Raw genomic sequence first — 24,392 nt, 5'->3', positions numbered from 1 at the left:
TCCGAATCACCAGCATATCCGGTGCGAAGTCTCACACATGAAACGATCCTGGGGCGCCAGGAGGGACCCTACGTCATTTGGCAGTTGATGGATTGTCTGGGAAAAACGAAAAAGGAGACATGATCCGATTCCGAAACAGGTCGCCGCGGGGAGCCGTCATGAGCGAACTGTGGGGGAGTCACCCGATGCCTGACGCGTCGCGGTATCGCGGGAAAACACGGGGCTGGATCGACACCCGCACGTACATTGGGGCAGGGAACATGATGAAAGAACTCGATCCATCGACGGCGGGCGGCGGCAACAGCGCTCCCCTGGCGCCATCTCCCCTGGCAGATCCAGACCCGCGATTGCAGCGTGCCGAAACCGAAGTCCGTCGGCTGACCCGATGTATGGAGATCAGGGACCGGCAGCTCGGTGAGTTGCGCAAGGCGCTTGCGCATTCGGCGACCGTGCACTACCGGGTTGAGGACCGCCTGCAGCGCGAACTGGATTGCCTGCGGATCATGATGCCGGCCGAAGCGTTCCGGATGCCGTCCGGCGAGTCAGGTAGCGGGCGGTCGGACCATGGCATCGCAGTGCGACTGCCCTATGTGACGTCAATACTGTCAGTGCTGTTCGATGCGATGTGCGTGTTCTGGGCAGACTGCGATCACGATCATCCCCCGAAGTCAGCGACCGTCGCGCACGCGATCGATGAGCGGCTGGGCCTGAGCTCGCAACCGAATGGCGAGGCCTCACGCAGTGCCCAGGCCTATGCGTCTGCGATCCGGCCGGACTGGATGAAGGAGGCCGACAACCGGCATCACAGTCGGCCGGCGATGATGCGCTGATGTGAAGAGGCAGTCATCTGGATTAAACCTTGCGTGCGCCCTGCGCCATTGTCGCAAACCAGGGTGGGCGCTTCGGTCGTGACCTCTGCAGGGCGCACACGCGCTGTTTCAGACGCATCTGGAAAACCCGGGGCGTCAGCAGCGGGGAGTGGGAACTGTCCGAAGCGGATGATTGAGTTCTGCAGCGTGTCGGGATCGCACTGGAGTTTCTGAAACGTAGCAGAATCCAGATCGATTGCACACGCAACGACGTCGGCATGGCCCCGGGGCGCTTCTCTGCCGATATTGTGCAGCTCGAGGCCGAAGCGGCGGTACAGGCGCGCAACGGCGTGCGAGACGACGCCGATCACGCGTGTCGCGCCACATGAGAGGGCGAGCGAGATGACGAAGGGAAACAACGACATGCCTGAGGTCGAGCCGGTGCGGTGGTCCGGCAGCCCGGATCCCGCAAAGCGCGACATCTCCCATATCGAGGATGAAGATGGCAGGATATCGCCCGGGCGTGCCAGTTCCGGGAAGACGTCACGGAGCAGGTAAGGTCCTGTGGTGGGCATCAGTCGGGCGCATCCACAGACTTCGCCGTCTGGCGAGAATGCGACCAGATGCAGCGTAGGGTTTCCATCGAAATTATCCCACTCGCTCGTGGCGTCGTGGGCCACGCCAGGTATTTCCCAGTGCAGGCGCTGCACGAAGACTCGGTGGCGGAAGGTTCCGAGGCGGCGACGAATATGGGGTGGCAGGTCGTCGAGTCTGCCCGCAACGATATATGGCACGGTTTCCTCCTGGCATTGGGCATTGGGCGTTGGGCTTTGGCCGTTGAGCGTTGAACGCGAAGCTATCAGCGGGTCGGCGGTTCTGAAACCCGGAACTTTGGGAGGGTGCAGTGGCCGGCGCGCGGGCAGGCAAGTGCCGGTGGCCCTCGTCGCATATGCGCGGCGAGGGGTCGTCTGTGTGGTTGTGCCGGGTGAAGGGACAGCTCAGGGCTCTACGAGCCCCTGCACGGTGGCATTGACGGCGGCGGCCGTCCTGCCGTAGCAGTTGAGGGCTTTCATCGCTTCTTCGAGGTGGTAGTTCACGGTGTAGTGAGAGATGCCAAGAATGGTGGCGATTTCAGCCGAGGTTTTTCCGCGTGCAACCCAGGTCAGGCATTCACGCTGACGCGGTGTCAGGAAGTGCGATGCCTTGATTGATGGCCTGAGCGTGAGTCGATGCAGTTCGAAGTGAAACTGTGTGCTGGCAAGGTACGCCAGCCGCGAGTTAGCCACGTCGTTCACGCAGTGCAGGGGCCCCGAGAGGTTGAACACCAGAATGCTGCCGCCGGGCTGGTGAACGGGAATGCTGAGTCCGCCGGCCAGTCCGGCCTCCCGTGCTTCGTCGAGCACACGGCGCTCGGCCTTGCTCAGACCGATGATGTCATGCCACCGGTAGGGGGCCGAGTGGGTAAAGGCGGCCCGGTGCACGGGATCGGTGGACGCGTAGTCGCGGCGCTGGTAGTGACGGACCCATTCGTCGGGGTAGTGGGCGTGCACCATCTCGAGTGCGGTTCGCTGGTGACAGGCTGAACGGCTTCGGGCAACGCGGCTGATGACGTAATAGGGGAATCCGAGCGTATCGACCGCGTTGCCGAAGGAGTCGACGAGGGTGGGTATGTCGGCGGCATATGCCAGACACATCAACGGTGCAGGCGTGGCAGCCTGAGCGCGGTCAGGCGTTGCGACGGGATGACGTGCGAGCCCGTTCGAGCGGCGTCGGGAGAGACGTTTCATGTTTGCTACCTCGGCGCCGCCCCACGGAGTCCGGAACACCAGGCGCGACATGAGAACGAAACCGCCGCACAACGACAGCGCGGTTCATCCGACGTGCGTTTCCGGGAGGGAGGGTCCAGTCAGAGGTCCGCATACGATAGCCGGGATGCGGCATCCGGCGCGGCTAACCGGGCAGCATCCGCAGATGTTACCGTTAACCGTTTCGTACATATTATAGTCAGCCAGTTAAAAATTCCACGGGCAATGACGTCGATCGTGATCGGCGCTTCGTTCCAGGGGACCTTCCCCGTTGCGTTGCGGCGGCGGCTACGTGCAAGGCCTGCTGTTGCCCTCGCAGTCAGACTCACGGTGACCTCAGGGGCACAGGAGTGCCGCTGCGGAAAACCCGCCCACGCCCCGTGCAAAGAGCAGGAGCGGCCTGCCGGGAACCAGCCCATCGCACTGCGCGAGATTGATGAACGCATCGCTGACGGTGACGTGACCGATCCGGCTGAAATTCTGCGCGAACAAGCGGTTGCGCGGGATCCGAAGCGAATCGAGCAGGCGATACCACGCAGGCAGATCCAGATGGTGGGGCAGGACAAGCTGGATATCGTCCAGTGACCGGTGCGCCTGCTGGAGCACATGACGGATCAGCTTGCGTGCCGTAAGGAAGGACTGCGCGGCCAGACGGGGATCGTTGTTTGCCAGCACGCCTGGCCATCCCAGGCCGCTGGCATGTGTCGCGATCGCAAGCAGTCGGTTCGCCACACCGCCGCGCTCGATGAATGCAGCAAAGGCACCATCACCGAGAATCCCCTCGTCCTGCATTAACCTTTCCGACTCGATTGGCATCGCATCGGCGCCGACAAGCAGCACCCGCTCCATATGCGGGCGGGCGATGAACATCGCGCGGATGATACGCAGTGCGCCAAGGGCGGATGCACAATGCTGCTGCGCGAACGAGAAGGCGTCGGCGTTGGCGAAACCGAACCGGTCACAGAGCAGGCCAGGCAGGGACTGCGGCGGCGGCGCAATGCTGCCCTGAAGCGTGTGCACGTAGACGAGGCCGTCCACTGTCTCGGGTGCGGCGCCGGAGGCGAGCAGGAGCCGCTGGATTGCACTGGCGGCGAGCCCGATTGCGGTTTGCCCATCCGCGTTGCGGAAGTGGCGCATCCCCGCGTGCTCCAGGTTCCGCGCGGTCGCGGTTTTCTGCCGGGTCCGCTTTGCCCAGCTGCGGACTTCGTCGACGCGATCGGGAAGATGAAAGGCGACGTGCGGTATGCCGAGATCGGGGATCATGGCACGCACCGGATGTCGTCCTGCTGATGGAGAGTCGGTGCGCTGTGCGCCTTCAGCAACGCTGTGCCCACAAACCCCCCCATCCCGTAGCCCCACAGCAATATGCGGTGCGTGCAGCAGTGGTTCGCATGCCTCAATGCCTGTGCAAGGCGTGCGAAAGATTCGGCTGCGCCGAGATGAACGCAATCCTGATGGGGTGCTTCGGTCCCCGGCCGGCCGAGCCGCTCGCAGACTGCGGTCGTGAGCGATGAGATTGCCGGGTGCCCCACAACCGTGTCGATTTCATCGCGGTGAAGGCCGTGTTGCGCGAGGAGGCAATCGATCATCGACAGCAGGGTGGACGCCAGCGCATCGGCGGCGCCTGCCGCAGGGCGCCTGATGTGAGCGGGAACGTGCCGGGTTGCAGCGTCGAGTAGCTGCAAGCCCGCGGTTTCGTGGCGGGTTCTCTCCACGAGGAGTGCAGCAGCGGCATCGCCGTGCACGATGTCAGCTCCGCATATTCTGGAAAACGGTGGACACCACTTTTCCGCCGCGACGATCAGTATCGTGTGCACCTCCGGTTCAGCGACGATCAGGTCAGCCGCAAGCCGCAATGCAGTGAAGGGTGTCACGCCGTGCTGCTGGGACACGGAAAAGGCAAGGCACGGGGTGCCGATTTCCGCGCGCAGCCGTCCGGCAATCGTGGTCGAAACGTGTTCATCCAGACTGCTGTGGCAGAACATCACGACGTCGACCGGACGTGCGTCCCACGCACGTGCGGCACCGATCGCCTTCGCCACTTTTGCGGCGAGCCCGGAAAGGTCGGTACCGGTTTCGACCGGCACCATACAGGTCATGTCCGGCGCTGCCAGACCGGGATTGGCAAGGCACGTACCAGCGATTTGCTCACCCGGTGATGCCTCCAGCCAGTGTGCGTGGTCGGGATGCCAGGATCTCACCCAGGCGTCCCACCCGGCATGCCCGCTTGCATGCAGTGCTGACTCCATCATCGTCCATTGCGCCAGCGGTATGGCCTCTGGCACCCACGCCGTAACCGCGGTGATGACTGGCAGGTTCATGCATCACCCCCAGGTGGGACGGGACCGCTGGCGAGATCGGCGGGCAGCAGATCATGGAGGACACGCCCAAACCGTGAACCATGCACAACGTGGCAATCCCGCTGCAGCCCGATTGGCTGAAAGCCGATGCGCTCGAGCAGGCGCCGCGAGCGCACGTTGCATTCCACGGCCCACGCCGTGACGCAGTGCAGCCGGTCCGTGTCGAATGCTTCGCGCAGCAGCCCGATCGAGGCGAGAAACGTCATGTCGCGACAAGCGGGCCGCCGGCTGTCCCGCAGCACCCAGAACGAGCCTGTGCCAAAGGCAGGTGCCAGATCGCTGAGCGCCACAAGGCCACTTGCCGCTTGATGGCCGCCCGGCCCGAACACACGCAGGCGGTGCCGCTCACTTTGCATCATGAGCCGTACGGTCAGCACGGGAAGCGTCTGGCGGCCCTGCCCAAAATCAAACCACTGGTTGATTTCCGGTTCGGCGAGCCAGGTTGCGACATCGTTCACGTCGTCGCTGTCAGGTTCACGAAGCCAGCAAGCACCGAAGTGTGTGCCGGTCTGGTCGGCGCCTTCAAGTCCGTGCGAGGCCGGCACTTCGCTGCTCACCGGGAAACTCCCGCTGGCAAATGGCCCGGGCCAGATGCGGTGAAATTGCGCAGCGCAGCCTCGACCTTCATTAGCAGCGCCGCAAACCAGTGCATCGTCTGGAACCGTGCCGCAGGTGGCAGACCTTCCACAAAGCCGTGGCCGCCGCACAGCTGGACAAGCTCTCGCACAACATCCATGGCTTCCGCGCACACGTGGCGAGCCATCTGTGGCACGAGCGCGGTCTGCGCGCGCATATCCTGCGTTGTCACTGACCGGAGAAAGAGATGGGCGGTGTGTGCGGACACGAGCATGTCGGCGAGGCGGGCCGCGACAAGCTGATGGGCGATGATTGGCTTGCGGAACGTCTGTCGGGTCACGCTGTAGGCAAGGGCGAAGTTCACGCTCTGCTGCACGGCGCCGCAAAGCAGCGTGCAGAGGTAGATGGCGGTGTCGATGAGCCACTGTCTTGCCGGATCACCGCCCGGGTTCACGCCCCAGGGCGCCACCAGGATCGGGGTATCACCTGCAGGCCGGGCTGGGTACCGCTCGATGGACAGCGCACCGAGTACGGCAACAGGCGCAACCCCATGGCTATGCTGCCCGGCAGGCAGCGTGGCGAGGCAGAGCCGCGGCCCCTCGTCGTCCATACGGATCATCATGACCGGCGAGACGGGGTGGTGACGCAATACCCAGAGGCTCGACGCATCGACGTCAGGGATACCCAGTGCGATCGATATCGTGCCGTCAAGGTAGTGCCGGATATCCCGATGAGGTAGCCGATCCAATGCATGGGACTTGCGCAGTGTCATCAGCGCGGGGCTGCTAAGGGTGAGCTCGGCGGCGCGCTCCAGCGGACCGGCTGCGAACTGTTCAATGACGAGTGACAGGTCGTGCTGGCTGACTTCCATGCCGCCCATCTCCTGCGGCAGGATCATGGTCGCGAGGTCGAGCGTCGCGGCGAGCCTGACCGTTTCGTTCCACCGGCAAGGCTCTGGCTGTTGCCCGAACAGTGGCTCGAGGCGTTCGTGCGCAAACTGGCGTGCGGCCGCACGCAACCCGCACTGATCGTCGTCGAGGGCCCACGACGCGGGTGTGAGACCCGCCGTGATGGATTCACGCGATGGCATGCTGTTTCTCCATGTCTCGTAGCGTCATACGAGTATTTCGACGGGTTCGGGGTGACTCAGGAAATGCAGCGGACTCGCTGAGCGTCCATATGCGCCGGACTGTTTCACCACGACGAAATCGCCGATGTGGACTTCGGGAAGTTCAATGTCGTCCGCCAGACGGTCGAGCGGCGTGCACAGGCAGCCCACCACGTGGCAGCGTTTGCGTGTCGCACCGTCGGGGCGATTTCCGATGACGACCGGAAAGTTACGGCGAAGGATCTGACCGAAGTTGCCGGAGGCCGCGAGGTGATGGTGCAGCCCGCCATCTGTGATGACGAACGTTCTGCCGCGCGAGATCTTGTGGTCGATCACGCGGCACACGTAGATGCCCGCTTCCCCGACCAGGTAGCGCCCGAGTTCCAGGATGGGCGTGACTCCAGGCAGATGCTCGTACAGCTGTGGCAGCCAGTCGTGCATCGCCTCGCAGACCGCCTTGATATCGAGCGATGTTTCGCCCGGGAAGTAAGGGATGCCGAAGCCGCCGCCAAGGTTCACGAACTGCGGTGGTTTGGTCAACCCGCCCGCCAGCCGCAGGACGAGCTCAACGCTGTGTCGCTGGGCTTCGATGACCGTTGCTGCGTGCAGACACTGCGAGCCCCAGAAGATGTGAAAGCCGGCGAGTGCAACCTCCCGCGCCTGGAGTTCATGCAGCAGCGCGGGCACCTGGTCAACATCGACGCCGAACGGCGCTGCACCGCCGCCCATGCGCATGCCGCTTTGTCCGACCTGGAAGTCGGGGTTGACGCGGATGGCCACGCTGGGCTGCACGCCGAGCTCCCAGCCGAGTGCGGTGACGAGCCGCAACTGGGTTTCCGATTCCACGTGCACGTTCACGCCGCAGGCGACGGCGCGCCGCAGGTCGTCATGCGACTTGCCTGGCCCGGCGAAGCCGATTGCGGCCGGCCTCGCGCCCGCATCGAGCGCGAGGGCCATCTCCTGTGCCGAGGCGACATCGAAGCCGTCGACCCGCGCGGCGAGGCAGTGAACCACGGCGGGCATCGGATTCGCCTTGATCGAATAGTGCAGGGATACGCCGCAGGGCAGCAGGTTGCGCACTTCCCGGATGCGGGCGTCGATTGCGCAGCGGTCGTACGCAAAAAAAGGTGTGCTCCCGGCGCGATCGGCCAGCTGTCTGACATCCATGTCACCGAACTGCATCCCGGGAGGCCGTCGATTGAGAGGCAAGCTCACGATGCCTTCTCCCCTGAATGGTGCGCGAGCGAGGCGAATCCAGACACGGCAACCGTACTGCGCAGCGCCACCCGGTCAAACTTGCCGTTGGGATTGCGCGGAATCCCGGGACAACTGATGATCTCCCGCAGAGCCATGTAACGTGGCAGGCGCTGCGCGCACCAGTGGCGCAGGTCATCGATATCCGAGTCACCGGCCAGGACCACGAGCAGCGCCACTGCTTCGCCTAGCGCGTCATCGGGGATGCCCAGCGCGACGGCTTCGATGACGAGGCCGCTTGCGTGAGCCGTTTCCTCGATTTCCTCCGGACTGATCCGGTAGCCGGAACTCTTGATCTGGGCGTCGTTGCGGGCAATGAAGTACAGAAAACCTTCGCTGTCGCACCGCACGAGGTCGCCGGACCAGACCGCCATGTCACGCGGCGCACCGCCCGGCTTCACTTCGGGCGAGGGGCGATAGCGTTGCGCAGTCCGCATGGCATCGTTCCAGTAACCGAGTGTGACGCACGCGCCCACGTGTACCAGCTCGCCGGGTTCGTCGGGCGCGCAAGGCGTACCATCCGCACGGACCACCAGGATCCGCGCATTGGGCACGGCCCTGCCGATCGAGTCTGGCCGCCGGTCGATCTGGACGGGATCGAGCCAGGTGGAGCGGAATGCCTCGGTCAGCCCGTACATCAGGTACGGCGCGGCACGGGGGAAGAGCGCCCTGAGCTTTTGCAGCACGGGCAACGGGAGGTGACCGCCAGTATTTGCGAAGTAGCGCACTGCATGGCGCGGCCCGTCTGGCCACGTTGCGCCCGCGAGCTGCATCCACAGCGGCGGTACACCGGTGATGGCCGTGATGCTTTCGCGCTCGCATGCGAGCACGGCATCCTGCGCTGTGAGGTAGTTCAGCAGGACAGCTGTTGCGCCAGCGGACCAGGCCGAGGTGAGCTGGCTCAGGCCGGCATCGAAGCTCAGTGGGAGCAGCGCAAGGATGCGGTCGGACGGCGTGTGACGCAGATACTGCGCGACGCTCCAGGCACCCTCAAGCAGGTTCCGGTGACTGAGCATTACGCCCTTGGGCAGCCCTGTCGAGCCGGAGGTGTAGAGCAGGGCAGCAAGGTCGGTGTCAATGCCGGGCGTGGACGACGCCGGCATCGAGGCGTTGCCGGGCGCGATGTCGTGATGCGGCCAGCGATGCAACCTGAGCGTTCCCGGGGCGCAGAACGCTGGCGGCTCGTCTACCACGATCAGGTCGGATACTGGCGCAAGGCCTTCTGCAGCCTGCGAGCGGGCGCGCAAGGCCGAGGTGACGAGACACCGCGCACCGCTGTCGTGTAGCACGTGGGCCACCTGTGTGGGTTTCAGTAGTGGATTGACCGGGACGAACACGCAGCCTGCTGCGCAGGCACCGAGCATCGAGACGACGGTCTCGATTCGCTTGTCGAGAAAGATCGCGACGCGTTCTCCCGGAGCGATGCCGAGTGAGGACAGGGCGCACCCGAACGCACGGCTGCGTTTTAGCAGTTCGAGATAGGACAGGCGGCTATCGCCGCACACGAGCGCCTGCGCGTCAGGTGTGCGGCAGGCTACGGACTGCACAAGGTCAAGGAGGTTTCTCATGGGCGGATTGCGACGAGGATGAGAGTCAATGGCGGATCACCATCGCGCCAAAGCAGCCGGCGAGTCCGCTAGAGAACAGCAGGGAGTGTGAGCCCGGTTGTGCGCGCGGCGCGGTGTGCAGGTTGATGAACGGATCGGCGCCGAACACGTGGCCAAGGCGTGCGAAATTTGCCGTGAAAAGCCGCTCCTGCGGCACGCCCAGCATGGCCATGAGACGTTGCCAGCCGCAGAGGTTGACGTGGTGAGGCAGCACATGGATGAGTTCACCGGCCGCAACGTCTGCCTGTCGCAGCGCCGTACGCATCGTCGTGAATGCCGACCAGTAGTAGCGCTCATCCGGCACGGGCTGCAGGTCATCGTCTGTGCCGCGAAAGTAACGGCCGTCCGTATACAGGTGTAGGCCCACGATGGCGTTGCAGCCTGCGCCGCGCTCGAGCAGGATTGCGCATGCGCCGTCGCTATGCAGCGCGAGGTCCTCGATAGCGCGTAGCGGGTCGCAGCCGGAGCCCACCACGTCCGAACAGACGACGATTGCCCGCTGGATGGGGCGACCTGCCACGGTGAGCACGCGAAGGACGCGGATTGCGGCCATCGGCGAGACACAGTTCTGCTGCATCACCGAGAACGCGAGCGCATGATCCAGTCCCATGCGGGACTGGATGAATGCCGCGGTACCGGCAGGCGGTGCCAGGACGCTGCTCTGGATGGTATGGGTGTAGACGAGCGCATCGATGCTTGCCGGTGTTGCGCCGGTGTCCTCGAGCAGGGCAGCAACCGCCTCACACGCGAAGGTCACGGGGGATGCCGACGCAGCGTCGTGGAACTGCTGCACACCGTTGCGCAGCAGCGCGCTCGCGCGTGCCTCGGGAAATCCGCAGCGACAGGCCCAGGTATTGGCATCAACCGTGCGCGCGGGCAGGCTGAACGCGATGCCGGACAGTGAGAGCCAGGAGCGGGTTGCCGGCCCGGTCATGACTGGCTCGCGCGGTACTGGAGGATCGCGCAGCCGGCCTGTCCCTGAAAGCCGGCTGACCACAGCAGGATGTGCTGTCCGTCTGACACAGCGGCCGAGCGCAGCAGTGCGTCGAGCTGTGCGGGTGTGTCGGCGGCACACAGGTATCCGGTGTCGTCCAGGCCCGGATACCACATCGGCTCGGGCAGGCGGGCCTGCGCGCTGACCCTGCGTGCGAGCGTCAGGTCGATGTGCGCAGGAACAATCCAGTCGATTACCCCGGCTGTCACGCCTGCCTGCATACACGTCAGCCCGATGAGTTCGGCCACGCGAGATTCATCGACACAGGCATCGTGGGGTGCCACGGGAGCCGAAGGCGTCTGCACGTTGACCGCGAGCACATCCCAGGCGGGACGAAGGCGTCGCCTGACGAGTACGGCAGCCGCACCGTCAGCCAATGCGGTTAGCGATCCGGCCAGCCGGGAAAACGGTGGCAGCCAGCGTTCGGCGCCCACGATCAGTGCACAGCGCATGTGCTCATCGCCGGCCATCATGTCGCACACCATCTGCAGCGCAAGAAAGAAGGAAACGCCCTGCAGCTGTCCAACCGCGAACGGTACACCCGTCGAACCCAGTTCGCCATGCAAGCGACCCGCACACGAAAGCGCAAGGTCCTGCTCGAAACTTGTCGCACAGACGATGACCTGGTCCGGAGCGACGGTCTTGCTGCCTGGACACTGCCCGAGCGCTTCGGCGGCTACCCTGGATGCCATTTCCGAGAGGAGCAGGTGGGGTTCGCAGGCGACATGCAGCGGCATTGCGGTGCGCGCTGTCGCCGACAAGTGTGCGACGGGACCTGGATCCGTCACCTCGCGGCTCCAGCGCAGCGTATCGGCATACACCGATTGCATGACGGTCTCCCGTGCGGATGAATGTGTGGCCGGCGGCTGCAACGCGAGATCGGGCCGAACGCGCGTCTGTGGGACATACCGTGCCGTGGCCGCGATGCATGCCTGCCCGCGGACGGTGTCAGTTACGGCGGACATGGGATTCCACGAAGGACACGAGGTTGCCAAAACGCAGGAACAGGTCGGCAGAGAGATCCTCCGGCGCGAGCGTGAAGGCGAAGCGCTGCTCGAGCTGCAGAAGCAGGTCTGTCATGTTCATGGAGTCGACACCAACGTCGAAGAGGTTCGTGTCGTCCGCGATCAACTCGGCAGGCATGGTGCTGCCGATAGCCGACAGCAGGCATGACCGGATAGTGGCGGCGAGTGCCTCGCGTGCGGGACCTTGCGTGTCAGACGTCGTCATGAGGTGTCTCCTGCCCGGATCGGTGGGCGGTGGCTTTGTCAGGCGAGAAGCCCGGTGATGAGTCGGGCGCGGTGCGGCACTCGCAAGTCGCGTTTGCGATGTCCCAGGGGCGAGCCGTTGATCGTTGCGCTGCCCGCGCGATCATGAGCCGCTGCAGATCGCCGGTACCTTCCATGATGTCGAATGCCCTGGCGTCCCGGTAACCCTGCTCTAGTGACGGACAGGCAGCGATACCCTCGATGCCGGCGAGATCCATCGCCGCGCGCGTCACCCGCGCGGCCACGCGCGAGGCAAACGCCTTGGTCATGGATGAATCCAGCGAGGTTGCAATGCCACGATCCGCTTTCCACGCCGTGCAGTGGCAGAGCAGCCACGCGGCCGCAATCTGGCGGTCGATGTCGAGCAGGCACCTTTCCACGCTCGCCACGCGGTGATGCCTGTTCGCGGGCGTGCCGCCTGCACCGAGCCAGGCGGCGAGCTCCGCGCGTACGCGCCGGCAGGTGCCGACCATGACCGCGGAAAGCAGTGGCCTGAAGTAGTCCCAGGCGCGCTGTGCACCGGCGAATGCGTCGTCGAGTGGCTTTTCGTCGCCACGGGCAAGCAGTGCGTCGTCGGTTACCTCGCAGTCCGTGTAGGAGAGGACGGCGAGCTGCGTGGCGCGCAAGCCCGCCATCCGATCAATGCGCGATACCGTGAATCCCGGCGAATCGCAGTCCACAACGAAGGCACGGATACCGTAGCGGCCCATCTGCCGGTTGATCGTCGCAAACGTGATCACGCAGTCGGCGCGTGCGCCGTTCGTGATGAAGCATTTTGTGCCGTTCAGGACCCAGCCGCGGCCTGTCTTGCGCGCACTGGTACGCATGGCGCTCGCGTCGGAGCCACTGTCCGGCTCGGTGATGGCGAACGCGCCCCAACGCGGCGCGTCCGACTGGAATCGCTGGAAAAACCGGGTCTGCTGTTGCGTCGAGGCGAGCGCAGCGACAGGTGGCATGGCGAGGCCTGGGCCCGGCAGCGCAAGGGCGAGGCTTGCATCGGCTTCGCCGAGACAGGCCATCAACGTTGCCTGCGCCACCAGGGACTGCAGAATCGGACAACCGCCGTAGCGTGTGGGCACGAGATTCATGTTCAGGGCGCTGACGTCAGCCGCACGCCAGGGCGGGCCGGCGATCTGGCCGGTCGCGTCCGATTCGGGGCTGAGGGCGCGCATGCGCCTGGCGAGCAGTTCGAGATCGAGTCCGCGATCTGCCAGCGCCGCACCGATGTCGTCGATGGTGTGAGGCTGCTGCGACGTCTGCTCAAGGCTGGTCATGACATGTCCTTCAGGCGGGCGCACCTGCGCCTGGTCGCTGCGATCACCAACCCGCAGGTCAGGTTCGCGCATCGTGTGGCAATGAGCGTAGGCACCGCGATGAGCGTCGTCACCTCCGAACACTGGGAGGTGTTGCATCGGGGGGCGTTCGCGGGGATGTCATCGCGACTGCGTGACGCGGATGACCGATAATGGCGTTCAGACGAACGATGAAGGCCAACTGCAGGTGTGACGTATGGCAGCGCGAAAACAGACGACAGGAGAAGAACCGGTGCCGCAACGGGATAAAGGGGGCCCCCGAACGACCAAGCGCGGAGACCAGGTGGCTGAGCTCATCAAGAGCTGGATTACCGATGGAAAGCTGCGGCCGGGAATGCGGTTGAACAAGGAGGCCGAGCTGCAGGACATATTCAATGTCAGCCGGGGATCGATACGCGATGCACTCAAGTCACTGGAGGTGCAGGGCCTTGTGCGGCTGAGCACGGGACCGGACGGGGGAGCAACGATTACGCGTGTACCCCTTGTGCGGGCGTTCCAGTCATTGCAGAACTACCTGTTTTTCGAGAGCGTCAGCCTTGAGGACATCTACGCCGTGCGGCGCGTGCTGGAGCCGAAACTGGCGTCAGGCGCAGTCGAGCACCTGACGCAGGCGGACCTGGACGCACTCGAGCGCAGTGTGGCGGTGTGCGAGCCGTTCACCGCGAGCCATGAACGTGCGCTTGACCAGCGCCATGAGGACATCCGCTTTCATGATGTGCTGGCTGCAGCCAATCCGAACGCGTTTCTTCGGAGCACCTGCCAGATCATCAACCAGATGCTGCATAGCCTGGTCATTGTGGCAGGTAACGTGACACACGACGATTACCAGGCGTTTGGGCGACAGACGGTCGCAGCTCACCGCGCAATCCTTGAGGCGGCACGGCGTCGGGATGCAGGGTCCGTAGAGAGGCTCATGGCAGCGCATATGGACGAAGCGGAAGGGCAGCTTCGGACAGTGCACGCAGCCTTGCGGCAAAAGCTGGTGCTGGACTCAGATCTTGATCTGCACACCAGGAAGCGAGCCATCGCGGATAAATCCAGACCCCGTACGCGCAAGTCGTAAGCCTTGCCGGGGACCTACCCGATTCAGGGTCCCTTACGACCTTCGATGGACCAGGATAGTCGGTGTACCAGATCGGTCAGGGGCGCCCTTCCGAGCGCGAGCTCCAGCATGTGGCTTGCCCAGAGCACGAGCGCGTCGGCGTGACGGCCGCCGACGATCTGTATGCCGACCGGCATGCCTTCCGAAGTGGTGCCTGCGTAAATGCTCGCCGCAGGAAGCCCGAGCTGGTTGCACCATGCAGTGAAGTGAGGAAACAGCTCGTCGACGGCTGAAAGCTCGTCAAACCGCATGGCGACGCGCGGATAGACAGGGCAGACGACGAGGTCATGTCGCTCGAAGAACGTATTGACAGCGGCGCCCAGTTCGCCCCTCTCGATCAACGCGCCGAGCAGTGCTTCGCGCGATATCGCGGCGCCTCCATTGGCGTAAGCCTGCAGCGACGGATCGAGTGCCGCGCCGCCGTCAGCCATGCCCGCGGTGAGCTGGCGGCAGCAGGCCGGCCACAAGATCGAGTGAATGGCATTGCAGCGGGCTACGCCCGGCGGATCCCCCCTCTGCACGCGCGCGCCGAGCTCGCGAAAGGTGCTGGCCGCCCGTGCGAGTGCTTCGCGCACATCCGGGTCCGGCATGACGTCCAGTCCAAGAGACGGGCTGTGCGCGATACGGATGCCGCCAGGCGTCGGCTTGCACTTCAGGCCAAGCTCATAGTCGTTGGGCTCGAACGGTAACGCGTACCAGTCGCGGTTATCCGGACGGCTGATGACCGTCAGAACGCGGGCGGCATCCGCGACGCAGCGGGTCAACGGGCCAACGTGGCTCAACAGCCCGAATGGCCCGCGTGGCGCATGGGGCACGCGCCCGAAGCTCGGCTTGAAGCCGAAGGTGCCCGTAAATGCGGCCGGAATCCGGATCGATCCACCGCCATCCGTGCCGATCGCCGCTGGTGCCATGCCAAGTGAGACGGCTGCCGCGGCCCCTCCGCTACTGCCGCCGGGGGTGCGGGTTGTGTCCCAGGGGTTGCGCGTGACGCCCGTGAGGGGGCTGTCGGTGACGATCTTGTGGGCGAATTCGGGCAGGGTGGTCTTCGCGAAGCAGATGGCGCCAGACTCGCGAAGTCTCGCAACGCACGGGCTGTCGTCTGGCGCTGAGGTGTCGTCCGTGACACGTGAACCGTGGCGCGTAGCTAGCCCTGAAACCGCCACATTGTCCTTGATGCTGACCGGCACCCCGTCGAGAGCGCTGAGAGGACGTTTGCGTTGCCATCGTGCTTCTGATGCGCGGGCCATGTCGAGCGCGTCTGGCGCTATCTGGCAGAACGCGTTGACGGTGGAATCGACCCGTTCGATCCGGTGGAGTACCGCCGTCATAACCTCTACGGGTGACGCCCTGCCTGAGTGGTAAAGCTCGTGGAGCTGCTGCGCTGTGAGTTCGCAAAGATCGTCCGACATGTCGTCCCCAATTAATTATAACAAATAGACGATATTGCTCAACGAGTGTGATGTCAACTTGAGATCGACATGGCCTGCATAGGGTTTACACTCCACAAGGATCGGTTGACACTCTCATCTTGCAGCGATAACTTAATTGCAATAAATTAGGCGTGCGACGGCCCGAAGGAACGAGACACTAGTAGTCTCGTCGCGGGGCATGGCAGAAATTTGTCGCGAGATGCAGTCGCGGCGGGCAGGCCACAATGAGCGGTCGCACGGAGCCGCTAATGATTGTGGTCTTGCGAGGGATTGTGAAGTGCCGCGGATAATCAGCGGGCACTGGCGCGATCTTCCGCGGCCTTGATCAGTTGTGACAACGGCACACCGAGTGCATCGGCGATGTCGATCAGGGCGTCGAATCCAGCGATCGTTTTCGCGCGCTCGACGAGTGAGATGGTGTTTGGGTGAACGTTGGCGCGCAGCGCCAGGCCCGCCTGCGTCAGCTTTTTCAGCTTGCGGCGCGCGCGGATCTCTTTCCCGACAGCCTTGATAAGTGCTTCCTTGGTCATGCGGACTCGATTGAACTGGGCAAATCGAGTATCGGGGAACGAACGAATAGAAATTCACAATAAATTGTGTAAACGGGTGTTTGTCGACCAAAAATTCACAATATACTGTGAAAAGAATGGTGTGCTGCCTTGGACAGCGGTACTTGAACGGTAGGGGTGTCTCGTAACGTAGCATGCGGCAGCTCGAGAGGGCTGCCGCAGGGGGAAGAGGCTACCTGTTGGATTTACTCCATATGTGAGAGGGTGATGATAGGACTACTAAATATTTTGACGTATGTGTGTCTTCTCGCGATGATCGCGCTTGGCCTGGCAGTGGTGTTCGGCATGATGGACGTCGTGAACCTTGCACATGCCGAGTGGGTCACGATCGGTGCATACGCGCTGGCGGTCGCACAGGCGGTGGGTGGGAAAGATGCCTTCTGGCTCGGCTTGCTGGCGGCCCCGGTTGTCGGGGCGCTACTCGGATGGTGCCTTGAGCGGTTCATTATCCGGCGGCTCTATGACCGACCACTGGACACGCTGCTCGCCACCTATGCGATCAGTCTGATCGTGCAGAAGGCACTGGAGCTCATCTTCGGGACCCAGCCAATGCTTGTGTATGCACCGTTCGACGGCGCGGTGCCAGTGCCCGGCGGAAGTTACCCGGCCTACCGGTTGTTCGTGATCGGTGTCGCCCTGTCCGTGACGGCAGCCTGCTGGCTGCTCTTTGCCCGTACGCACTTCGGTACGCAGTTGCGTGCCGTGATCCAGCACCCGGCGATGGCCGAAGCCGCAGGCATCGACACCCGGCGCCTGAACCGCATCGCATTCTGTGGTGGTGCCGCGCTCGCCTCGCTCGCAGGCGTGCTCGTCGCGCCCATGGTTTCGGTGGAATCACACCTGGGTGTCGCTTATCTCGCCAAGGCCTTCTTCGTGATCGTGCTCGGCGGTATCGGCTCAATCGCGGGAAGCATCCTGGGCAGTGCGGTCATCGGTGCAACCGAAACGCTGCTGGGCTATCGCGTTGATCCCTCCCTGGCGTCGGCAATTGTGCTGGTCCTTGCCATTGTGATGATCCGGTTCAGGCCACAGGGGCTGATTCCGGGATTCAGTGCGGCGCATCAGCTTCTCGGTAAAGGATAAAAGTATGTCTGGAAAATATGCAGGCCGCCTGCGGCCATGGTTCTCACAGCCGCCTTTAGGGCCTAAAGACGTCGCGCCGATACTGATGTGGAGCGCAGCCCTGGCTGCTGTGGTGATCGCTCCTTTTGTTGCGGGTCCGTGGCTGCTCTCGACTGTCCGCGACGCGCTGGTAATGGGCATTCTCGCGCTGAGCTATGACCTGCTCTGGGGCCGGGCCGGAGTGCTCACACTGGGGCACACGACGTTCCTGGGGCTGGGCGCATATGGCTTTGCCGTCGCGACCGTCCAGTTCGGACATGCGCCTGTGACGGGGCTGGCTATGGGCGTGTTCAGCGCTGCGGCGGTTGCCGCAGTGATCGGCTATTTCCTGCTTTTTGCGGGGGTGAGGCTTCACTTCTTTGCCATTATCAGCCTGGCCGTGCTGATCGTCGCACAGCAGCTCGCCGTCAGCTGGCAGTCGGTCACAGGAGGGGATACGGGCATCCTCGGCATCCCCGGTCTGTCGTTCAGCATTGGCAATTACACATTCGATCTGGCCGGAACGAACGCCTCCTGGTACGCCGTGGCCCTTGTTCTGCTTACCGCGACAGGTCTGCTATGGCTCATGTGCCGCGGTTGCTACGGCAAGGTGCTCGATGCGATCGCAACCAATGAATGGCGGGCAAAGGCATGCGGCTATCACACCTCGTGTCACCTGCTGTTCGTTTTCGTCATGTCCGCCGCGCTTGCGGCCGTCGCCGGCGCCTTGATGGCGGCCTGTTCGGGGGTGGTGGCCCCTGACGTGTTTTCGCCGGTTTTCGCGACGGAGGTCATTCTGTGGGTGGCCATCGGCGGCCGGGGGAGGACCGGCGGTCCCGTCGTCGCCGCCGTCGTCCTGACGCTGCTCAGGCAGACCGTTTCCAGCTATAGCACGGACGGCTGGCCGCTGATCCTGGGTGGCCTGTTTCTCGGATGTGTGCTCTTTGTGCCAAACGGACTGCGACTCGATGGACTGGTAGAGGCCGTGCGCCGCGTTGGTCGCATGCGATGGAGCCGGCCACCGGTTCATGCAGCCCACGCGCAGGAGGACCGGTAATGGACGGTCAGTTTCTCCAAGGCACGGGCCTCTCGCGCGCGTTCGGCGGAATCAACGCTGTGGCGGGCGTCGACATCACTATCGCGCCTCGCGACCTGCTGTGCGTGATCGGACCGAACGGCGCGGGCAAAAGCACGCTTGTCGGCCTGCTTTCAGGCGCGATTGCGCCCGGGTCTGGCGACCTGTATCTCGATGGCGAGCGCGTGACGGGGCGCCCGATGCACGCCTTCTGCCAGCGGGGGGTGGTGCGCAAGTTTCAGGGGACCAATACCTTCCTCACGATGACAGTGCGCGAGAACCTTGTGGTGGCGGGCCTTGGCGTCGCGGCCCACCGCGCTTCGCCGATGCCCGATCCCGACGCGGTGCTCGAAGAGGTGGGCCTGTCCGGGCGCGCGAGAGAGCTCGCCTCGCATCTGCCGCACGGCGAGCGCCAGTGGCTCGAAATCGGCATGGCGATCATGTGCCAGCCTGCATTGCTGCTGCTTGACGAGCCTGCAGCCGGTCTGTCCGCGAAGGACGCGCAGCGGCTGGTGCGCCTCATCCACCGGCTACGGGAGCGGTGCGCGGTACTTGCCATCGAACATGACCTGGGCTTCGTGCAGTCTCTCGCATGCGAAACATGGGTGATGCACCGCGGGGAGGTGGTTCGACGCGGATCGTATGCGGAGATCGCGAACGACGAGGAGATCCGTCGTATCTATCTGGGGCGGGGAGCGGCACATGTTGCGCATTGAAAACCTGTGCGCTGGATACGGCGACGTGGATGTGGTCCATAACCTGACGCTGGAAGTGCTGCCCGACGAGGTGCTCGGCGTGCTGGGCTGTAACGGCGCGGGCAAGACAACCCTGGTGAAGGCGATCATGGGTTTGCTGCCACGTGTGAGCGGGCAGGTGGTTTTTATGGAACAGCCGGTGACGGGGCTGCGCACGCACGAGATCGCGCGACGCGGCATCGGCCTGGTTCCGCAGGGGCGCTGGATTTTTCCGAAACTGACCGTGCGCGAGAACCTGCTGATGGGTACGCGGGCCGCCGGTGGGGCGGACATCCTCGACGACGTATTCGATTACTTCCCGGTGCTCAAGTCGCGACTGTCACAGCAGGGCGGCACGCTCTCAGGCGGCGAGCAGCAGGTTCTCGCCATCGCACGCGCCCTGTGTGGCCGCCCAAAACTGCTGTTGCTGGATGAGCCGTCCGATGGCGTGCAGCCCAACCTGGTTGAGCGTATCGGCGAAGTCATCCCGGAACTGTGTCGTCGCTCGAAGCTCTCGGTGCTCCTTGTCGAACAGAACCTCGATCTCGTACTTCAGAGCGCACGGCGCTGCATTGTGCTCAGTAACGGTCGCCTCGTGCACGCCGGCGTCGTCGAACCGCAACCAGGTGGGAGTGGCGAACACCCGCTCGCGCACTACCTCTCCCCGGCGGCAGAACCTGCCGCGGATTTCCGTCAGGAACACATCAAGTGAAGCCAGTGACCTTTTGTGAGAATTGCATGAACCGTCGTGATTTTTCCCGAAGTATGCTGCTTGGCGCAGCCGCATCCCTTGCTGCATCGGCTGTCTCTCCGTTCGCGCGTGCCGCCGCTCCGTTGAGGATCGGGCTGCTCGCACCCCTTAGCGGTCCCCTGACGCGGGTGGGACAGACTAACCGCAACTGTGCCGAGCTGGCGGTGGACGAGATCAACGCAGCGGGCGGACTGCTTGGCCGGCCGCTTCAGCTGAGCGTCGAAGACACGCAGATGTCCACGGCGGTCACACTCGAGAAGGCGCGACAGCTTTTCATGCGTGACGACGTCGCGATGATCACGGGCATGGTGCTGCCGTCCGAGCGCGAAGCGGCGCTGCAGGCGGCGAGGGCAGCACGAAAGCTCATCGTCTATCCGAACTTCGACGAAGGGCGGTGCGACCCTCAACTGCTCACGACTGGTCTGGCGGTAAACCAGCGCATCGAGCCGCTCATTGCGTGGCTCATGCGTAGCGGAGGAAGATCAGTCTGCGCTGTCGTCTCGGACATCGGCAGCAACCGCAAGGTGCTGATTCCGCAACTGCAGGCGGCGGTGGCCCGGCATGGCGGGACGTTTCTCGAAGTCTACTGGCTACCCTTCGGCACGCGCGACTATGGTGCCGTCCTGCAGCGCGTTGCCAGTGCGAATGCGCAGATCGTATGGCACAGCATCGGAGACGACCCGGTGACCTTCGTGAAGCAGTACCGGTCGTTCGCAATGAAGCCGCAGCTTGTGACGGATATTGCGCACGAATCCCTCTCGATTGCCACCACGGGCGCGTCGACTGGAACAATCGGCGTGTCGTCGTACTTCATGAGCATCGATAACCCGCAAAACCAGGCATTTCTCGCGCGCTATACGGAGCACTACGCCGATGCACACGATCCGCGACTGGGGCGCTATGCCGTCGTGCTGCCGCATGGCGAAAACACGTATGCGGGTATTCGGCTGTTCGCCGAGGCCGTCCGGTCGGCAGGTGGTGTGGATGCCGATCGCATCAGGGCCGCGCTGCCCGGTGTTTCCGTTGCCCTGCCACGTGGCCAGACCGGAGTGAGCCACGACGGAGCTCACATGCTCTGCCAGACACGGATTGGCCAGGCCCTTGCCGATAACCGCTTTTCCATTCTCGAATCCACGGGGCCGGTGACGCCGGTTTGTGAAGGATAGACGCATGGCACAGCATCCTGGAAAAGGTCGAGCCAATTGATAAGGACTACAAAATGAGTGAAATTGTCATGTTGAGTGCGAGCCAGCTGGCTGTCGCGTTCCGGCAGCACACGCTCTCACCCGTAGAGGTCATGTGCGCGGTACTGGACCGCATCACTAAGCTCGATCCGGTTGTCAACGCCTTCTGTGCCCTCGACGAGGAAAGGGCAATGTCGGCTGCCTGCGAGGCGGAGCGCCGATGGATGCGCGGCGAGCCCTGCGGTTCGCTTGATGGTGTACCGGTATCGGTCAAGGATCTTGTCGCCGTGTCCCGTCTTCCGACACGGCATGGGTCCCGGACCACTTCGCCGGATCGCGAAATCACCGATGCGCCGGCGGTGGCGCGATTGCGGCGCGCGGGCGCCATACCGTTTGGCAAGACAACGACTTCCGAGTTCGGCAACAAGATTGTCACCGACGGTCCGCTCACCGGCGCGACGCGCAATCCCTGGGATACACGGCTCTCGTCGGGAGGCAGCAGCGGCGGATCGGCCGTCGCGGTCGCGCTGGGCATGGGGCCGTTGTCGCTTGCGACCGATGGCGGCGGCTCCATCCGGGTTCCGGCCTGCTGGAGCGGTGTGGTTGGGTTCAAACCGACGTTCGGGCTCGTCCCTGCGGGTTCAGCAACTTCATGGACGGCGCTGTCCACATTGGGGCCGATGACGCGCGATGTCCGCGACGCGGCGTTGATGCTTGATGCGATGACGCACGAAGGGGGTGAACGTTCGGCAAAGGGAGCCGTGTCCAGATACGCAGGCACGCTCGACGACAGCATCGGGGGGCTGCGCATCGGCTACTGTGCCGCCCCGGCCGGCATATCGGTGGCACCGAACATCGCGGATTGTGTCGGCAGGCAAGCCCGGACATTCCCTGCGCTCGGTGCGCGGCTGGCCGAGACCGAAGTCGCACCGCTTGCGGACTTCTACCAGGACGGTCGCATGCATTCGATCCAGTGGTCCGTGTTTTTTGCACAGCGTGTGCGGCACATGGAAGAGGCAGACCGGTCACTGCTGGATCCGGATCTCAAGTCATTGGCGGAAGCGGGCGCACAGGTGGACACCGCGACGCTCGCCGATGCGCTGTTTGCCCGTCACGCGCTCACGACGTCCATGGAGGCGTTCTTCCAGCAGTACGACCTGCTGCTCACACCGACGTTTCATTGCGGGCCGCCACCGGTTACCGGGTTGCGAGCCCATTCGCGTCAGGCGCCTGTGCTGACGGCATGGTGCAACCAGACCGGACTGCCCGCGATATCCGTACCTTGCGGATTCGCTGGTGATCTGCCAGTCGGGCTGCAGATTATCGGGCCCCGGGGCAGCGATGCGCTCGTGCTGCGGGCCGCTCGCGCTTACGAGCGCGCGAGGGGAGCCTTTCCTGCACCGCCAGAGGAATTGCGCTTTCCTGATGACATGGGAATCGCGCCATGAACGTCCAGATTGTGCGGATCGTGATCCATCTCGTCGAGCGGTGCGCGGAACTCGGCACGGTCGTGACCCCAGCGCATCGTCAGATCGTCGCCGCGGCCGTGCTGAAGCCGACCGACCTGGATGTCGCGGGTGAACTCGAGGCGTTGTATGCGACGGGCGCCGAGCTCGGCCAGTTGCTCACCGGACGGGCGCTGCTTGCGCTCGGTTGTGCCGGGCAAGACATCGAGGGGTACGGAAAAGCGGTACTCGTGGGCACGGGCGTGCCGCTTGAGTGGGGCGCAGCGCTACTGCATCCGCAACTCGGCAAGGCCGTGCGTGGCTGTCTGCCCGGCGCGTCGTCGATCATGCCGTCCGTAACGAAGCGAGGGCCAGCGGGGGCGTGCATCGACATTCCCCTGCACAACGTCACGGACATATGGAGCTTCGACCACTTCGACACGATATCGCTGTGCGTACCCGATTCGCCGGCACCGGATGAACTGCTCGTTGCCGTTGCATTGGCCGAGCGCGGCAGGCCGCTCGCGCGTGTCAGGTCGGGATGACGCGCGCGACACACCGTGCCGCTCGGGCACGTGCGCACCAGAAGAATACTCACAAACAATGAAGGAGTGGCCATGCGCAGGGATATACGGGGTAGATGGGGTAGATGGGGTAGATGGGGTAGAGGTCTGGTTGTGCTCGGGGTGTGCGCCACAGCCGGGATGGCGCACGCGCAGTCGTCGTTGTCCCTTTACGGGCTCGCCGATGCGTTTGCCGGGGTGGTGCGTACGCCTGGCTCGGCGGGCAACGCGTGGGAGGTCGGTTCGGGCGGACTGTCAACATCGTACTGGGGCATGTCGGGTGCCGAGGACCTGGGCGGCGCCATGAAGGCGATCTTCACGCTCGAGAGTTTTTTCCGGATCAACAACGGCGAGTCCGGTGCCTTCAACGGGCAGTCATTTTTCGGGCGCAGGGCGTTCGTCGGTTTGAGCGGGCCGTTCGGTCAGTTGACCCTTGGGCGTAATGATTCCCTGCTGTTCGTTTCCACGCTGCTTTTCAACCCGTTTGGCAACTCCTTCGTCTTCTCGCCCATGGTGGTCCACTCGTTTCTCGGTTCCGCGATGGGCGCAGCATCGGTGCAAAGCGATACGGCGATTGACGACTCGATCATCTACCAGACACCGGAGGTTGCTGGCTTCACGGGAAGCGTGCAGTACAGCAATGCGGGTATCGCGGGCCACGCAGGGCAGGCGAACTATAGCGCGAACGTGATCTATTTCTCGGGGGCATTCTCCGCAACAGCTGCAGTCCAGAACCTTCGCACGGCGTCGCTCTTCCTGAACGGGGCGACAGAGCAGACGGCGTGGCTCGCGGGTGCGGCGTATCGCCTTCAGGCGGTGAAGCTCTACTGGCAGTACGAACGGGTGACCAACAACAACGCGCTCACCGACGATACCGTTCAGGTAGGGTCGAGCGTACAGGTTGGCACGGGCAGCGTACTGGCCTCCTGGGCGGGCACGTTGCGACGTCCCCAGCAGGGCAGCGATCTCCGCTGGTCGACAGTGGTGCTGGGATACGACCAGCCACTCTCGAAACGCACGGACGTCTATGCGGCATGGCGATACGACACCATGACCAGCGCGTCGTCAGGCAACAGTCTGGGCGTCGGTATCCGGACGAAGTTCTAACCGGCTGGATCCAGCAGGCTGGACCGCCTGACCAGCCTGCCGGATGGCGATATACGTGTGATGACATCAGCTCCAGATCGTGCTGCCAGCACGTCGGAAGCCAGCGTGCCCGGCAGGACGTCACGGGCAATTTCCATCGAGGTGTGCCTGAGCCGTCTCGAGCCAACGCGTCTCAGCAGCCGCGAATCCAGCGACGCAGGCCCGCATGCGGCCGTATGGCGGATTTCATGCGGGGGT

The 24,392-nt window shown here is 63.9% G+C and carries 24 protein-coding genes; 10 read left to right on the top strand and 14 right to left on the bottom strand.

Annotated features, from left to right (window positions below; all coding sequences use genetic code 11):
- The first annotated feature begins 158 nt into the window (after nt 1-158).
- A complete protein-coding gene (locus AB3X99_RS27090) occupies nt 159-830 on the top strand; it encodes a hypothetical protein (RefSeq protein ID WP_368618651.1) in 672 nt (223 codons plus the stop codon).
- Here the strand turns inward: AB3X99_RS27090 and AB3X99_RS27085 are convergent.
- From AB3X99_RS27085 to AB3X99_RS27030, 12 genes are all read right to left on the bottom strand, one after another.
- Nucleotides 803-1,603: an acyl-homoserine-lactone synthase gene (locus tag AB3X99_RS27085; RefSeq protein WP_083245194.1), complete on the bottom strand. Its 801-nt coding sequence runs from the start codon at nt 1,601-1,603 to the stop codon at nt 803-805. The genes AB3X99_RS27090 and AB3X99_RS27085 overlap by 28 nt on opposite strands.
- Nucleotides 1,604-1,807: 204 nt before the next feature.
- A complete protein-coding gene (locus tag AB3X99_RS27080; RefSeq protein ID WP_368618650.1) occupies nt 1,808-2,596 on the bottom strand; it encodes a LuxR family transcriptional regulator in 789 nt (262 codons plus the stop codon).
- Nucleotides 2,597-2,950: 354 nt separating this feature from the next.
- Nucleotides 2,951-3,877, bottom strand: coding sequence for a 3-oxoacyl-[acyl-carrier-protein] synthase III C-terminal domain-containing protein (locus AB3X99_RS27075; RefSeq protein WP_069263690.1), 927 nt, complete (start codon nt 3,875-3,877; stop codon nt 2,951-2,953).
- Entirely contained in the window at nt 3,874-4,935 is a 1,062-nt protein-coding gene (locus AB3X99_RS27070) for a 3-oxoacyl-[acyl-carrier-protein] synthase III C-terminal domain-containing protein (RefSeq protein WP_368618649.1), read from the bottom strand. Before AB3X99_RS27070 ends, AB3X99_RS27075 begins: the two co-directional genes overlap by 4 nt.
- Complete coding sequence (locus AB3X99_RS27065; RefSeq protein ID WP_368618648.1) at nt 4,932-5,531, bottom strand: GNAT family N-acetyltransferase; 600 nt, start codon at nt 5,529-5,531, stop codon at nt 4,932-4,934. The genes AB3X99_RS27070 and AB3X99_RS27065 overlap by 4 nt, the downstream gene beginning before the upstream one ends.
- A complete protein-coding gene (locus AB3X99_RS27060; RefSeq protein ID WP_368618647.1) occupies nt 5,528-6,640 on the bottom strand; it encodes an acyl-CoA dehydrogenase family protein in 1,113 nt (370 codons plus the stop codon). The genes AB3X99_RS27065 and AB3X99_RS27060 overlap by 4 nt, the downstream gene beginning before the upstream one ends.
- Nucleotides 6,641-6,664: 24 nt before the next feature.
- Nucleotides 6,665-7,825 (bottom strand): pyridoxal-dependent decarboxylase, exosortase A system-associated, encoded by a 1,161-nt coding sequence (locus tag AB3X99_RS27055; RefSeq protein ID WP_368618646.1) that lies wholly within the window; start codon nt 7,823-7,825, stop codon nt 6,665-6,667.
- A gap of 44 nt (nt 7,826-7,869) precedes the next feature.
- A complete protein-coding gene (locus AB3X99_RS27050; protein WP_368618645.1) occupies nt 7,870-9,480 on the bottom strand; it encodes an acyl-CoA ligase (AMP-forming), exosortase A system-associated in 1,611 nt (536 codons plus the stop codon).
- A gap of 25 nt (nt 9,481-9,505) precedes the next feature.
- Nucleotides 9,506-10,453, bottom strand: a complete 948-nt coding sequence (locus AB3X99_RS27045) for a 3-oxoacyl-[acyl-carrier-protein] synthase III C-terminal domain-containing protein (RefSeq protein WP_368618644.1) — start codon at nt 10,451-10,453, stop codon at nt 9,506-9,508.
- Nucleotides 10,450-11,343, bottom strand: a complete 894-nt coding sequence (locus tag AB3X99_RS27040) for a 3-oxoacyl-[acyl-carrier-protein] synthase III C-terminal domain-containing protein (RefSeq protein WP_368618643.1) — start codon at nt 11,341-11,343, stop codon at nt 10,450-10,452. The genes AB3X99_RS27045 and AB3X99_RS27040 overlap by 4 nt, the downstream gene beginning before the upstream one ends.
- A gap of 118 nt (nt 11,344-11,461) precedes the next feature.
- A complete protein-coding gene (locus AB3X99_RS27035; RefSeq protein ID WP_368618642.1) occupies nt 11,462-11,743 on the bottom strand; it encodes an acyl carrier protein in 282 nt (93 codons plus the stop codon).
- The gene (locus AB3X99_RS27030; protein ID WP_368618641.1) at nt 11,730-13,055 is read right to left on the bottom strand and encodes an acyl-CoA dehydrogenase family protein; all 1,326 of its coding nucleotides are present in this window, start codon (nt 13,053-13,055) and stop codon (nt 11,730-11,732) included. Before AB3X99_RS27030 ends, AB3X99_RS27035 begins: the two co-directional genes overlap by 14 nt.
- Before the next feature lie 235 nt (nt 13,056-13,290).
- Between AB3X99_RS27030 and AB3X99_RS27025 the strand changes: the two genes are divergently transcribed.
- Nucleotides 13,291-14,157, top strand: a complete 867-nt coding sequence (locus tag AB3X99_RS27025; protein ID WP_368618640.1) for a FadR/GntR family transcriptional regulator — start codon at nt 13,291-13,293, stop codon at nt 14,155-14,157.
- Nucleotides 14,158-14,180: 23 nt separating this feature from the next.
- Here AB3X99_RS27025 and AB3X99_RS27020 read toward each other — a convergent pair whose 3' ends face one another.
- The gene (locus AB3X99_RS27020; RefSeq protein WP_368618639.1) at nt 14,181-15,605 is read right to left on the bottom strand and encodes an amidase family protein; all 1,425 of its coding nucleotides are present in this window, start codon (nt 15,603-15,605) and stop codon (nt 14,181-14,183) included.
- Nucleotides 15,606-15,916: 311 nt separating this feature from the next.
- Complete coding sequence (locus tag AB3X99_RS27015) at nt 15,917-16,156, bottom strand: helix-turn-helix domain-containing protein (RefSeq protein WP_368618638.1); 240 nt, start codon at nt 16,154-16,156, stop codon at nt 15,917-15,919.
- A gap of 246 nt (nt 16,157-16,402) precedes the next feature.
- Between AB3X99_RS27015 and AB3X99_RS27010 the strand changes: the two genes are divergently transcribed.
- The 8 genes from AB3X99_RS27010 (at nt 16,403) to AB3X99_RS26975 (ending at nt 24,155) form a co-directional block, all read left to right on the top strand.
- On the top strand, nt 16,403-17,278 hold the full coding sequence (locus AB3X99_RS27010) for a branched-chain amino acid ABC transporter permease (RefSeq protein WP_368618637.1): 876 nt from the start codon (nt 16,403-16,405) through the stop codon (nt 17,276-17,278).
- Nucleotides 17,279-17,282: 4 nt separating this feature from the next.
- Nucleotides 17,283-18,353 carry a branched-chain amino acid ABC transporter permease gene (locus AB3X99_RS27005; protein WP_368618636.1) on the top strand — a complete coding sequence of 357 codons (1,071 nt, stop codon included), beginning with the start codon at nt 17,283-17,285 and terminating at the stop codon, nt 18,351-18,353.
- Nucleotides 18,353-19,087 carry an ABC transporter ATP-binding protein gene (locus tag AB3X99_RS27000; RefSeq protein ID WP_368618635.1) on the top strand — a complete coding sequence of 245 codons (735 nt, stop codon included), beginning with the start codon at nt 18,353-18,355 and terminating at the stop codon, nt 19,085-19,087. The genes AB3X99_RS27005 and AB3X99_RS27000 overlap by 1 nt, the downstream gene beginning before the upstream one ends.
- Nucleotides 19,074-19,817, top strand: coding sequence for an ABC transporter ATP-binding protein (locus AB3X99_RS26995; RefSeq protein WP_368618634.1), 744 nt, complete (start codon nt 19,074-19,076; stop codon nt 19,815-19,817). The genes AB3X99_RS27000 and AB3X99_RS26995 overlap by 14 nt, the downstream gene beginning before the upstream one ends.
- 26 nt (nt 19,818-19,843) lie before the next feature.
- Entirely contained in the window at nt 19,844-21,022 is a 1,179-nt protein-coding gene (locus AB3X99_RS26990; protein WP_368618633.1) for an ABC transporter substrate-binding protein, read from the top strand.
- Between the two features lie 53 nt (nt 21,023-21,075).
- Nucleotides 21,076-22,488 carry an amidase family protein gene (locus tag AB3X99_RS26985; RefSeq protein ID WP_368618632.1) on the top strand — a complete coding sequence of 471 codons (1,413 nt, stop codon included), beginning with the start codon at nt 21,076-21,078 and terminating at the stop codon, nt 22,486-22,488.
- The gene (locus AB3X99_RS26980) at nt 22,485-23,030 is read left to right on the top strand and encodes an amino acid synthesis family protein (protein ID WP_368618631.1); all 546 of its coding nucleotides are present in this window, start codon (nt 22,485-22,487) and stop codon (nt 23,028-23,030) included. The genes AB3X99_RS26985 and AB3X99_RS26980 overlap by 4 nt, the downstream gene beginning before the upstream one ends.
- Before the next feature lie 72 nt (nt 23,031-23,102).
- The gene (locus tag AB3X99_RS26975) at nt 23,103-24,155 is read left to right on the top strand and encodes a porin (protein WP_368618630.1); all 1,053 of its coding nucleotides are present in this window, start codon (nt 23,103-23,105) and stop codon (nt 24,153-24,155) included.
- Nucleotides 24,156-24,392: the final 237 nt, after the last annotated feature.

It is taken from the genome of Paraburkholderia sp. BR10882, assembly GCF_040948855.1.
GTDB lineage: Bacteria > Pseudomonadota > Gammaproteobacteria > Burkholderiales > Burkholderiaceae > Paraburkholderia > Paraburkholderia nodosa_A.
The sequence above is the reverse complement of the archived record's forward strand: the minus strand, read 5'-3'. Positions and strand labels throughout refer to the sequence as shown.

Excerpts from the sequence above, each read along its gene's own strand:
- AB3X99_RS27045 (WP_368618644.1), bottom strand. The coding sequence starts at position 10,453 with ATGACCGGGCCGGCAACCCGCTCCTGGCTCTCACTGTCCGGCATCGCG.
- AB3X99_RS27000 (WP_368618635.1), top strand. The coding sequence starts at position 18,353 with ATGGACGGTCAGTTTCTCCAAGGCACGGGCCTCTCGCGCGCGTTCGGC.
- AB3X99_RS27060 (WP_368618647.1), bottom strand. The coding sequence starts at position 6,640 with ATGCCATCGCGTGAATCCATCACGGCGGGTCTCACACCCGCGTCGTGG.
- AB3X99_RS27080 (WP_368618650.1), bottom strand. The coding sequence starts at position 2,596 with ATGAAACGTCTCTCCCGACGCCGCTCGAACGGGCTCGCACGTCATCCC.
- AB3X99_RS27020 (WP_368618639.1), bottom strand. The coding sequence starts at position 15,605 with ATGTCGGACGATCTTTGCGAACTCACAGCGCAGCAGCTCCACGAGCTT.
- AB3X99_RS26985 (WP_368618632.1), top strand. The coding sequence starts at position 21,076 with ATGAGTGAAATTGTCATGTTGAGTGCGAGCCAGCTGGCTGTCGCGTTC.
- AB3X99_RS27075 (WP_069263690.1), bottom strand. The coding sequence starts at position 3,877 with ATGATCCCCGATCTCGGCATACCGCACGTCGCCTTTCATCTTCCCGAT.
- AB3X99_RS27030 (WP_368618641.1), bottom strand. The coding sequence starts at position 13,055 with ATGACCAGCCTTGAGCAGACGTCGCAGCAGCCTCACACCATCGACGAC.
- AB3X99_RS27050 (WP_368618645.1), bottom strand. The coding sequence starts at position 9,480 with ATGAGAAACCTCCTTGACCTTGTGCAGTCCGTAGCCTGCCGCACACCT.
- AB3X99_RS27035 (WP_368618642.1), bottom strand. The coding sequence starts at position 11,743 with ATGACGACGTCTGACACGCAAGGTCCCGCACGCGAGGCACTCGCCGCC.
- AB3X99_RS26980 (WP_368618631.1), top strand. The coding sequence starts at position 22,485 with ATGAACGTCCAGATTGTGCGGATCGTGATCCATCTCGTCGAGCGGTGC.
- AB3X99_RS27090 (WP_368618651.1), top strand. The coding sequence starts at position 159 with ATGAGCGAACTGTGGGGGAGTCACCCGATGCCTGACGCGTCGCGGTAT.
- AB3X99_RS27055 (WP_368618646.1), bottom strand. The coding sequence starts at position 7,825 with ATGGATGTCAGACAGCTGGCCGATCGCGCCGGGAGCACACCTTTTTTT.
- AB3X99_RS27025 (WP_368618640.1), top strand. The coding sequence starts at position 13,291 with ATGGCAGCGCGAAAACAGACGACAGGAGAAGAACCGGTGCCGCAACGG.
- AB3X99_RS26990 (WP_368618633.1), top strand. The coding sequence starts at position 19,844 with ATGAACCGTCGTGATTTTTCCCGAAGTATGCTGCTTGGCGCAGCCGCA.
- AB3X99_RS27070 (WP_368618649.1), bottom strand. The coding sequence starts at position 4,935 with ATGAACCTGCCAGTCATCACCGCGGTTACGGCGTGGGTGCCAGAGGCC.
- AB3X99_RS27040 (WP_368618643.1), bottom strand. The coding sequence starts at position 11,343 with ATGCAATCGGTGTATGCCGATACGCTGCGCTGGAGCCGCGAGGTGACG.
- AB3X99_RS27005 (WP_368618636.1), top strand. The coding sequence starts at position 17,283 with ATGTCTGGAAAATATGCAGGCCGCCTGCGGCCATGGTTCTCACAGCCG.
- AB3X99_RS27010 (WP_368618637.1), top strand. The coding sequence starts at position 16,403 with ATGATAGGACTACTAAATATTTTGACGTATGTGTGTCTTCTCGCGATG.
- AB3X99_RS27015 (WP_368618638.1), bottom strand. The coding sequence starts at position 16,156 with ATGACCAAGGAAGCACTTATCAAGGCTGTCGGGAAAGAGATCCGCGCG.
- AB3X99_RS26975 (WP_368618630.1), top strand. The coding sequence starts at position 23,103 with ATGCGCAGGGATATACGGGGTAGATGGGGTAGATGGGGTAGATGGGGT.
- AB3X99_RS26995 (WP_368618634.1), top strand. The coding sequence starts at position 19,074 with ATGTTGCGCATTGAAAACCTGTGCGCTGGATACGGCGACGTGGATGTG.